This window comes from Candidatus Atribacteria bacterium, assembly GCA_011056645.1.
Lineage (GTDB): Bacteria > Atribacterota > Phoenicimicrobiia > Phoenicimicrobiales > Phoenicimicrobiaceae > Sediminicultor > Sediminicultor quartus.
Map to the genome: position 1 here is coordinate 31,752 of DSEL01000181.1, position 11,236 is coordinate 42,987.

At 35.6% G+C, this 11,236-nt stretch carries 9 protein-coding genes; all 9 read right to left on the reverse strand.

All coding sequences use genetic code 11. The features are described from left to right. Positions 1-13: 13 nt before the first annotated feature. Positions 14-991 (reverse strand): ABC transporter substrate-binding protein, encoded by a 978-nt coding sequence (locus ENO17_07945; protein HER24963.1) that lies wholly within the window; start codon positions 989-991, stop codon positions 14-16. A 183-nt stretch (positions 992-1,174) separates the two neighbouring features. Next, on the reverse strand, positions 1,175-2,218 hold the full coding sequence (locus tag ENO17_07950; GenBank protein ID HER24964.1) for an HAD family hydrolase: 1,044 nt from the start codon (positions 2,216-2,218) through the stop codon (positions 1,175-1,177). A gap of 123 nt (positions 2,219-2,341) precedes the next feature. Next, the gene (locus ENO17_07955) at positions 2,342-3,658 is read right to left on the reverse strand and encodes a diphosphate--fructose-6-phosphate 1-phosphotransferase (protein ID HER24965.1); all 1,317 of its coding nucleotides are present in this window, start codon (positions 3,656-3,658) and stop codon (positions 2,342-2,344) included. Positions 3,659-3,742: 84 nt separating this feature from the next. Further along, complete coding sequence (locus tag ENO17_07960) at positions 3,743-5,020, reverse strand: DUF2088 domain-containing protein (protein ID HER24966.1); 1,278 nt, start codon at positions 5,018-5,020, stop codon at positions 3,743-3,745. 15 nt (positions 5,021-5,035) lie between these two features. Further along, complete coding sequence (locus ENO17_07965) at positions 5,036-5,332, reverse strand: four helix bundle protein (GenBank protein ID HER24967.1); 297 nt, start codon at positions 5,330-5,332, stop codon at positions 5,036-5,038. A 75-nt stretch (positions 5,333-5,407) separates the two neighbouring features. Continuing rightward, a complete protein-coding gene (gene gndA, locus ENO17_07970) occupies positions 5,408-6,898 on the reverse strand; it encodes an NADP-dependent phosphogluconate dehydrogenase (GenBank protein ID HER24968.1) in 1,491 nt (496 codons plus the stop codon). 265 nt (positions 6,899-7,163) lie between these two features. Further along, a complete protein-coding gene (locus ENO17_07975; protein ID HER24969.1) occupies positions 7,164-7,988 on the reverse strand; it encodes an SDR family oxidoreductase in 825 nt (274 codons plus the stop codon). 184 nt (positions 7,989-8,172) lie between these two features. Next, complete coding sequence (locus ENO17_07980; GenBank protein HER24970.1) at positions 8,173-9,672, reverse strand: hypothetical protein; 1,500 nt, start codon at positions 9,670-9,672, stop codon at positions 8,173-8,175. Further along, positions 9,665-11,122, reverse strand: a complete 1,458-nt coding sequence (locus ENO17_07985) for a hypothetical protein (GenBank protein ID HER24971.1) — start codon at positions 11,120-11,122, stop codon at positions 9,665-9,667. The genes ENO17_07980 and ENO17_07985 overlap by 8 nt, the downstream gene beginning before the upstream one ends. Positions 11,123-11,236: the final 114 nt, after the last annotated feature.

Genomic DNA, 11,236 nt, shown 5'->3' on the forward strand with positions numbered 1-11,236 from the left:
TGCTCTACTTTGATTATTTTCCTATTCTATCTCTCCAAGCAGTAACCAATTCATCTTTGTGCTCGCCTGCCCAGATTGCGTCATAGTCGATTAATTTTACTTTATCTAAAGTTACTGAACCTTCGGCAACTGTTGCTTTCGGATTTACCGGTAAACGGTTATATTTCTGGAATAAATCCTGGGCTTTTTTGGTAAAACACCAGTCAATAAATTGCTTTGCTAATTCCGGTTCCGGTCCGCCTTTAATTAAAGATAATCCTCCTACTTCATAACCAGTTCCTTCTAAGGGGAAGGTCATAACCACTGGATATCCTTCATTTACACCTTTGGCGAGGATATCGTGGGAGAAAGCAATACCAACTGCTATTTCACCTAATCCTACCATCGGTATACATCCGGTTCCGGATTTTGTATACTGAAAAATACTTTGCTTATCAAATTCTTCCCACCAATTCAGGGCTTTTTCCAGACCAACCATTTGGACCAGAGTTGCATAAGTAGTGTAGGAAGTACCAGAAGTATAGGGATAAGCTATCGCAACGTTTTGTTTGAAAGCTGGGTTTAAAAGATGAGACCAGGAAGTCGGTGCTTCTACATTATGTTCCTTTAAAAAATTCACATTAGATACAAAGCCGATTGCCCCGGTGTAAAATCCGGTCCAAGCCCAATCCTTTGCATGTAAAATATCTTTTAATTCAAAATCGGTATTAGGTTTATACGGTTCAAGTAATCCTTTAGATGCTGCATTTATATGAGAGGTATTGGAACCTGCATGCCACATGCTTGCTTGAGGATTAGCCGCTTCTGCTTCTATTCGGGCTAATACTTCACCGGAAGACATTCTCACCCATTCTACATCAATTCCCGTTTCTTTCTCAAAAGCCTCAATGTAATACTGAGCTTCTTCGGTATCAAATGCTGTATACATATGAAGCACCTTGCCTGCTGCCAGACCTGTTACTAAAATACTGCACAACATAACAATAACCATTAATAATGTAAAAGTTAATTTTTTCATGAAAACCTCCTAATTTAATTTCTTTTGTAATGTTTACCATACAGGAATATATCATCTTTATATTCCTGTATATAATATACTGTACTTTTTGTTAACCTCCCTTCTTTTTTTATAAATAATTTTAAAAAATAGTATTTTTTAAAATTATTTTATCTTTTATAATATTAGCAGTCTGCCTTGGGGATTAAATTTTCTATATAAGGTTTTTCTTATCTCTTGTCTTTCTCTGTAAGACCTTTGGTGATCATAACCATTTTTCTGCCATGGCGGAGAAGTAAAGAGTCCTTGATTAAATACCTGTAAAAGCCAATCTTCATATTCACCTTTATATTTTCTTTTAATAAATCTTTGAAATGCTCCGGGGAAATCATGCCATGCTTTCTGTTCTTGACCTGGAGGCGTAGGATAAAAAAGCCCGTTATTTGCTTTAACTGCTTTTAAATCGCCTCCACCATCACCAATCATCATCACCTGATCATCTTCATACTTGCCTGCTTTTTTGGCAATCTCAATATGATGCTGTTTTGACCCCATTTCCTGACCAGCAATAATCTGAGCGTATTGAGCAATCCCTTGAGCTTCCCAATAGTTTGCTAAATCTGAGTATGGTGTTTTAGAAACAATTAATATATCAGCAGATTGAGTAATTAATTCTAAACATTCTTTTACTTGATTAAAAGGCGGCATCTTTGCAGAAATATAGGGAAATGTTCTGTTAACTGCTTCACTCCATCCTAAAAGTTTATATAAAGCAAAATTTTTGGGATTTTTATGGATAAATCCTTCCAAACTTGGATTCCCCAAACCTAATTTATTTTCCTTGGTATAAGCGATATATTCATTCAGGGATTTTATATCGGGTAGCTTGACATGCCTTTCCTGTACCACTCGCTGAACATCTGCTCTATTTTGAAGAGCGGTAAGGATAAGTTGAATGGCAATAAATCTATTACACCCTCTATCTATAGAAAAAAGATTATAATATTCGGCAATTTCCCGGAAGTAAGATTCAATCTCCCATAATTGGTAAAATTCCATAAATTGAGGGTGAAAAATTAACATCTGTTTTCCATTCATATTGTCGGTAACACAACCGTCGGTATCGATAGCAACCAAAAAATCTTTTGTTCTTTTAAATTTTCTTAATTGTTGTTCCGCGTCTTCCTTTATCTGTTCTTCGGTAAGCCTGGGTAAAGCCATTATTTCCTTTCCTTTCTAATACAAGTAATAAGTAATATGTAATTAGTAATAAAACTATAGTTCTGGATTTATAGAAACAGGTTACTTGTTACTGGTTACTAGTTACTGATTACTTATTACTTATTACTTCTTTCTATCCTCTACTGGTACATATTCTTCGCATTTCTTCGTAATATATATCTCTTTAAATTTTGCAAATCGAGGTAAGGGTTCACCGATTAAAGGTAAAGCCCAATTTATAAATTCATCGGTTACGTCTACCCTATTGGAGCAAATCCATTTTTTGGGAAATTCCCTTTCTGAATTTGCCACGATATCTAATGGTATTTTACCATAATTTACCTTATAAGGTAAATTAGGATTTCTTATAATTGTGGACATAAAAGCATTTTCTCCTGATAAGGCAATTTTAACGGCATATGCCCCCACCTGATAAGCCTCATTTCTATCAACGTTGGATACATAGGCAATCTCTCTCCTTTGGCGGGTACCTGGCCTTTCTGAGCGAGCTATTCCTCTAATTATCAACCGACTTTGTGCTCTTCCCTGAGCATCTTTCCTATCGATTCCATTAAGGTAATTAGTAACTACCTGTTCTACTGTCCTTTCAGAAGCACTAAATTGAGCATGGCCAAAGTTATCCCGGAGTATTCCCAAATCACCTACTTCTACTCCCTCCCCAATCACTACTATACACCTTCTATATTTACTTAATTTTTCATTTACCCTTTCAGTTAACAACTCTAAATTACCCTGATAATCATCTTTAGATAGAGATTCTGGAAGAATGATTAGTAAAGGCATATCTCTTTTGGGATCAGCGAGTCTTGCCGCCGCCGGGATAAAACCTATCTTTCTTCCCATGACTCCGATTATCAAAACCGGATCGCTGGTATAGCTAGCCTTGTTCTCCTCATTTGCTTCCAATATATTAATAGCTAAATTACGGGCAACGCTTCCATATCCGGGATCGTGATCACATATTGCAAATGTTCCATCATCTTGCAATGGACCTCCTACGTCGTTATCAATAGTTTTAGGTACGCCGGTACAAATCAACGCTAAATTTTCTTTTTGGGCTAATTTGCTTACTTTGTTAGCTGTATCCATGGAGTCTCCGCCTCCACAGTAGAAGAAATATCCAACATCGTGCCTCTTAAAAACCTCAATAATACGTTCCAGATCCTCATCATTTTTTATTTTGTACCTACAACTGCCTATTGTTCCTGCAGATGCAGTTTCTGCTAATAGAGCTATTTGATGTGGTTCCTGAGCAGAAATATCTATTAATTCTTCTTTTAGAACCCCAAGAATACCCATCTTTGAACCATATATTTTATCAACTTTTTTAGAAGAAATTAATTGGTCAATCACTCCCCTAATACTATTATTAATCACCGAGGTTGGACCGCCTGATTGGGCAATAATTACGTTCTTCATCTATCTATTTCTCTCCTTTTATCTTAATCGATAGCTCAAAACTCAAAACTTTTTTTGTATAAAGAAATTCCTCTACCATTATAACTATTTTATTTTGTAAAGATACTTCCCGCCATTTTCAATCCATAGTTTCCCTGGTCCGATGAAATCTTTCTGATGAATTGAATCCGGATTCCGATAACCCAACCCTACTGATTCACAAATTTCTTTCGAAATTCCAGTAGCTAAAGTAACTTTAAAGTCAAAATCTTCTTTTCCGGAATTAATATCATATTTTCCTGTCCCCCTTACATTAATCACGTGAGCAGCTATATTTTTACTAAATTTAGGATTTATTTCTGTATATTTCTTTACATAATCTTTGCAATGATAACCTATTTGCCTTAAGGCAAGATCCATCTTTGATCGGGAATGAAAGCACTTGATATGAGGAGCATAAATAATAATTTCTCCACCTGGAGCCATAACTCCGGGACTCTGCAATTTATAAGAACCTTTCCCGGCAGTCCAAATTTCATCATAACTCTGGTCAATAACCTGAACTGCACAATCAAGGGGCTCATCTATATAAATCACATGAATTTTCGAACTTAATTTTGCCGCTTGTTTATAAGTTTCGATAAAGCCATTAAATCCTACATCTACATATAAACCTTTGGGTATTACTTGGTGCCCTTTTTCTTGAAAGACCATATTAAAAGAAATAACGGGAGCCTTTATCCGGTCAAAAATATAAGAAGCTCCCTGTTTTATCACTTCTCGAGCAGGATTATCTACTGTGCCGATAATTCGAGGAATACCGATAAGAACCGCTGCCCAGTGCAGTAAATCTATCACCTCCGGACCAGAACTACCCGGGAAAAACACCTTTAATCCTCCCGCATAACCGGCGGATTCATGAGGTAATGTTCCACTTAAGGCAATAATCAGATCATAATCTTCGGTAATTAACTTATTTACCACTATCGTTATAGACTGAGAAAGATCTCCTTGAGTTTTCTCAGCGACAAAAGAAGCAGGGATTTCCCCCATGTTTATTAGTTTTTGAGGGTTATTATATTCATGATTATAAAAATGGTTAAAATTAATTTCAGAAGAGAGCCCCAACTTTTCCCGAATTTCTATTTCAGTCATCGCTCTATGAGTTCCACCGGCGTTTAAAGAATCAATTTTACTCATTCCTTTATTTTTTAACTCTTCATAGATAAAAGGAACTAATTTATCGGTAAAGTCTGTTCTGGTATAATCAGGATGGATTAATAGAACTTTTTTTACCGAATAAAAATCTTTCAGACCTTCCTTTACAATTTCTTCTAATTGTTCATCCGTCAATTCTCCATTGAGATCCTCAATTGAAAGCACATTAATCCTCCCTCTTTAGATATAGTGATAAGTGATAAGTGACGAGTAATAAGAAAAAAAGAAAAAACTGTATTTAAAATTATTTAAATATTCTAACCCGTTTGCAATAATAATTTGCGTTTCAAGTTCAGATAATGATCCTAGGGCTATGTATAAAAATTGAATAAATTCTTTTTTAGAACTTCTTGCCGCACCTTCAGCAATATTTGAAGGAACAGAAACCGCTGCTCTTCTTATTTGGTTTGTTAAACCATACAGTTCTTTGTTGGGAAAAGACTCAGTAATTCTGTAAATATTACTGACCAAATCCATACTTTTTTTCCAAACTTCCAAATCTTTGTGATTTCTTACTTCTTTACTTATTATTCCTCACTCATTACTCATTACTCATTTTGTCCATTCCTTCTCCGGGCGTTCGCGTTCCATCCATTCTGTATGAAATTCTCTCATTTTTCCTTCCTGCGTAGTCATGACTTCCGGATCATCTAATCCTTTAATTTTAAAATAACCATGAGCTCCAAAATAATCTCTTTGTAAGGCTGATACTTGAGCAGATACCATAATTGGGCTGGTTAGCTGAAGAACATAATCAAAAGCATTATTCATCGCCGGAGCAGGTACTTTTACCCAATGAGCAATTTCTATAAAATTAGCTAATTTATTAAGACTTTGCTTAACTACCAAGGCGAATCGAGGAGCAGTTAAAAGGCTAGGTATTTCCGGATTCTCTTGATAAGCTTTGGTAACTTCATCTAAAAACTGAGCTCGAATTATACAACCGCTTCGCCACCCTTTAACAATTTCTCCTAGATTAAGCTCCCATTCATATTTTTTAGAAGCAGCCTGTAATAAAGCCATACCTTGAGCATAAGAAGAAATTTTAGCCAGATATAGGGCATCATGAGCGATTTTAATAAATTGCTCTTTTTCTCCTACATATTTTTCTTTAGAAATAGATATCTCTTTGGAAACTTGTATCCTTAAATCTTTGTCTTGAGACATCTCTCGAGAGAAAACCGCCGCAGTAATAGTGGGAATGGGGACTAATAATTCCAAAGCGCTTTGTACTGTCCAGGTACCTGTTCCTTTCATCCTGGTAATATCAGCTGTTCGATCAACTAGATATTCACTGCTCTTTTTATCTTTCTCTTTCATGCTTTCTCCGGTAATTTCTATCAAATACGATCGTAAAACATCCTCTTCTTTGTTCCACTCAGCTATAATATGAGCGATTTCTAATGAACTCATATTTAAAGCATTTTTAAACACCCAGACACATTCACCGATTAATTGCATATCTCCATATTCAATACCATTATGGACCATTTTCACAAAATGACCTGCTCCATCAGGTCCTATATAGGATACACAGGGAACACCATCATAAGCCTTAGCAGCAATTTTCTTGAATAGGTCTTTAACCAAGGAGTAGGCTTCTTTCTGTCCGCCAGGCATGATAGCCGGTCCTTTTAATGCTCCTTCTTCTCCCCCGGAAATACCTGTACCGATAAATAATAATCCTAGATCATTTAATTCTTTATTGCGCCTTATTGTATCTTTAAAATAAGAATTTCCGGCATCAATGATTAGGTCTCCTTTATCCAGTAAAGGAACGAGTTTTAATATAAAATCATCAACCGGTTTTCCCTGCTTTACCAGCAAGATTATCTTACGAGGGGATTCTAAGGAATCTACAAATTCCTCTAAAGAATAAGCTGGAAATATATTTTTCCCCCGGGCTGCTCCTCTAGCAAAATCTTCTGCTTTGGCACTGGTTCTATTATATACAGCTACAGAATAACCCTTATCCTCCATATTTAAAATTAAATTTTGTCCCATTACTCCTAAGCCGATCAATCCGATATCTTTCTTTTTCATCTATATTTTCTCCTTTTTAATCATATTAATTATTTGGCCAGTTGTCCAGTTACTCGGTTTGTTAGTTATTAAATTACATAGAGTTGTTTATTCGAAACCTGTAACCTGCAACCCATAAACAAAAACTCATCACTCATTGCTCATTACCGTATTGCAATCTATTCAACGCTCTACACTCTTGTTTTGTCTCCTGACTTCTGTATTCTATATTCCTAATTCTTTCTTTCTCTTCCTCTTCACTATATACTATATACCATATACTAATTTATACTCCCGAGAAAGCACTAAACCCTCCATCGACAGGAACAACGATTCCGGTGACAAATTTTGCGGCATCAGAAGCCAGCCAAATGCAGGCACCGATTAAATCTTCAGGATCTCCAAAATTACCCATCGGAGTGTGGGCAATAACCAATTGTCCTCTTGGTGTTAAGTCACCTTTTTCAGTGGTAAGTAGATATCGGTTTTGGGTAGTTAAGAAGAACCCCGGAGCCAGTGCGTTCACTCGTAATTTTTTATTATATTCTTGAGCAAAATGTACGGCCAACCACTGGGTAAAATTGCTTACCGCTGCCTTGGCGGCAGAATAACCAGATACCTTGGTAAGAGGACGATAAGCACTCATAGAAGAAATGTTTATGATAGAACCACCTTCTGTGTTTTTTATCATATCCTTTCCAAAAATTTGAGAAGGAAGCATAGCACCTCCAAAAAGATTAAGTCCCACTACTTTTTCTAAAGCGGAAAGTGGTAAATCAAAAAATTTTAGATCCTCCGAGGTGGTAGCTTCTTTCATATTCCCCCCTGCCGCATTAATCAAGATATCTATTTTACTAAAATTTTCAATTAATTCATCCCGACAGATTTTAATCTTTTTAATATCCATCACATCTAGATAATAACCTTTAGCTTCTATCCCTTCTGATTTTAATTCTTGGGCAACTTTATCAGCATTTACAATATCACATATGGCTATCCTGGCGCCTGCTTTGCCTAACCCTCGGGCAATAGCAGAACCTAAAATTCCTCCGCCTCCGGTAATCGCTACATTCTTCCCTTCTAAACTAAACATTTGTAAATTTTCCTTCATTATTCCCTCCTCCTTGTGTTCAATAGTTTATTAAAAAATTTCTCTCTTTCTGTCATTGCGAGCTTGCCCGAGACAAGCGTGGCAATCTCAACTATTGGTATATAACGTATTTTTTTATGTAGGGGGCGGATTCATCTGCCCCGGTATTTACTCATTAATTATTACACATTACTTGTTACTGTATTTATATACTAACTAAAAGTACCAAATGTCTCCTGATATGATTAGAAAGTTCCCTATAATGCTCTTCTTCGTAATCAAATAATACTTTATAGATTCTATCTTTATAAATATATTTTCCTCTATCGTCCTTATCCTTGAGAATAGATCCATAAGTTATGTGAATAAGTTGTCGAGAGTCATTCTGTTTAAAAAGACTTGCCAATTCATTATCAGAAACTTCATCTAAATTGGGTATACGGGATAGGTCAGTGGTTAAATTGTATGATGCTCTATCTTTTTCAAAATTCTCCAAAGCAAATCGATGAATTTCCCGATAAAGAGCCGGGTTTTTCATAGCAATAACTTTTACTTCCTCTAACCAGCTAGTCCCGGCAGTTTTAATATGACAAAAGCTATCGGTCTCCCGAGAAAAAATAGGATAAACAGAAAACTTATCACTCCCGGTGTGAAGGGAAAGTTTATAGCCACCAATACTTTTACTTAAAGCTGCGTGCAGAGAAAATTCCCTGGCAAATTCCTCTACATTTCCTATATACTCTATCCCTTTTTGCCAATCTCCTAAGAAATGAAGGGCTAAATTCTGAAAATCTACTCCTCTTCTATGAAGTTCTAAGACAATAAATAGATGAGCCAGAGGAGAAGTAACTGTAGGGGTTTCATCTACAGATATTTCTAAATCAAATTTTTCCTTTTTGTAACCTGTTAAGAATTCATAACATCTCAACACGTGATTTAGCGCTTCAGAATAAGTAATTATAATTTCTTTTAATGATTGGTCGTCAAAAATTAATTCTTTCCCATTAACCTTATATGATTTACCTAAATACAATTTTTTTATTTCCTTACAATTAGGAATTTGATTATAAAGTTGGTCTAATTCTTGCTTACCTAACTTTTCAATATCATTTCTGATAAAATCGGAAGGGTCTACGGTGAACATTGTAAAGCCACAATCTACCGCTTCTTTCAGCTCTTTAATATTTTTTACATGATCGGCATCCGCCCCAAAAGGACCTTCATATCCCGCTTCAAAACAACCCCAAATCGCATCATCTAAAACTTTCTGCCAATTTCTCTCGGTTCGAGCCATCTCTCTAACCGATTGCTGGGCTAAAATCGGAAAAATATCTTTACCCAGAAAAGCCTGAAGATGGGCTGGAGTAGCTATACCCAATCGATCTCCAGTGCCAAAAGAAGCCCTTATACCACAAAAAGAAGGATTTAGGTGCGGGAATATTTCTCGTAATAGAGAAAGATTAAGATGGTTTAAATAACATTTCTTTATAGCCAATTTATTTTCATCCGCTATCTTCTCTTCTAAATTCTCCCCTTCAAATTTATTAGTAAGATCAGGAGCTGCAAAAATTATCAAATTTTTTTCTTTATCACCTTTCGCCATAAAAAAATAATTATCTTTTTCTGACATTATAGAAGATGAATATGCCTTATATCTATCACTATGATACTTATCAAAATACTGTAAAATATCCTGTTTATTCATTAAACTCTCCCTTTAAATTAAATAACCTCATTTGATTTTCATACATCAAAGCTTTCAACGCTTTCACTCCCCCATTATAGGTTATTTGCCCACTCGAAACAAGGGAACCTATGACTTTACTTATTATTCTGTCAAATACTTCAAATCTACTCCCCTCTGACAAAATTTTTCTGCCATCACAAACTGGGCCCCCGCTTGAGGTAAGAAGAGACGATCCAGCAGTATGTAGCAGATATTGTTCCATCACATAAGGACTATCATTATGCCACCAGGGAAATCCAGAGTGAACCTTAGGAAAAGCCCTTTCTAACATCAAATTAGTATGAGCAAAAATTTGATTCATGGGATATAAAATTAAATGACCTTGATTCTCGCTTTCTCCGCTAAAAAATCTTGATAATAGAGGTTGTAAATTCTCTATGATATTTACGTTGTCAGCTGAAACATCACCTCCTACATCAGTTCCCCATTTTTCAAATAAATACTCGTTAGCATTTCTGACCGCACCATAATGTATCTGCGTAACCATTCCTTTTTCTTGATTCAAAGCACAGAATTGGTGCATCATAAAGGAAATAAATTCTTTTGTTTCAAGAGATCTCAGACCAAACTTCTTTCCCTTATTATAAGCTTGCTGAAAAATTTCTTCCGCTCTTTTCAAACTGATTTTTAAACCATAGGGCTCCAACAAGCCATGATCACTTGCCCTTGCCCCTCTCTCTGCAAAATAAGCATACCTCATACTTAAAGCCTCCATAAGACCTTTAAGTGTTGTTTCACGTTTAGTTAATTGGCAGATTTTTTCCACATTTGCTTTCCACTGATCATCAAAGATATTACAATAAGCATCAGGCCTAAAGGTAGGTAAAAAAGTAATACCTTCTATGTTTCTGGACACCTTATGATATTCCAGATCATCTATCGGATCATCGATTGTAAAAATAATTTTTGCTCCGATTTTCTTCAGGATAGATTGTGGTAACATATCTTTTTTCTGTAAGCGATCATTCGCTTTTTCCCATACTCTATCTGCGGTCTCAACGGATAATATTTCTTCTATGCCGAACATTCTTTTCAAATCTAAATGCATCCACTGATGGACATGGTTTCCCTCAAGATAAGGAAAAACTCCGCACAAGGCCTTCCATTTATCATAATCTGAAATTTGAGGATCTCTAGCCAAAGCCTGGGAAAAACCAGGGAATTTTGCAGCCAATTGAATAATATAATGATCACAGTTTTTATATTCTCCCCTTGTCTCAAGAACTTCAGCTCTCCAAATATTGGGAAAAGGTTTATTTTCCACAATTTGCCTTAGATTATGATGAGTATGAGTATCAAAAATCCCCACCTCTTTTCTTAAGGGAACTGCAACTTCATGGTATAATTTTACACCTTCAGTTGTATCCAATAACCAATCTTTACCTAAAAATTTATCTTTTGTCTTCATAATTAACCTCCTTTAGCTATTACTATCCATTTAAAAATAATATTTTACAAATATTTGTAAAATATTATTTTTAAATGGATAGTAATAGCTAAAGGAGGTTAATTATGAAGACAA

Excerpts from the sequence above, each read along its gene's own strand:
- ENO17_07945 (HER24963.1), bottom strand. The coding sequence starts at position 991 with ATGGTTATTGTTATGTTGTGCAGTATTTTAGTAACAGGTCTGGCAGCA.
- ENO17_07950 (HER24964.1), bottom strand. The coding sequence starts at position 2,218 with ATGGCTTTACCCAGGCTTACCGAAGAACAGATAAAGGAAGACGCGGAA.
- ENO17_07955 (HER24965.1), bottom strand. The coding sequence starts at position 3,658 with ATGAAGAACGTAATTATTGCCCAATCAGGCGGTCCAACCTCGGTGATT.
- ENO17_07965 (HER24967.1), bottom strand. The coding sequence starts at position 5,332 with ATGGATTTGGTCAGTAATATTTACAGAATTACTGAGTCTTTTCCCAAC.
- gndA (HER24968.1), bottom strand. The coding sequence starts at position 6,898 with ATGAAAAAGAAAGATATCGGATTGATCGGCTTAGGAGTAATGGGACAA.
- ENO17_07975 (HER24969.1), bottom strand. The coding sequence starts at position 7,988 with ATGAAGGAAAATTTACAAATGTTTAGTTTAGAAGGGAAGAATGTAGCG.
- ENO17_07980 (HER24970.1), bottom strand. The coding sequence starts at position 9,672 with ATGAATAAACAGGATATTTTACAGTATTTTGATAAGTATCATAGTGAT.
- ENO17_07985 (HER24971.1), bottom strand. The coding sequence starts at position 11,122 with ATGAAGACAAAAGATAAATTTTTAGGTAAAGATTGGTTATTGGATACA.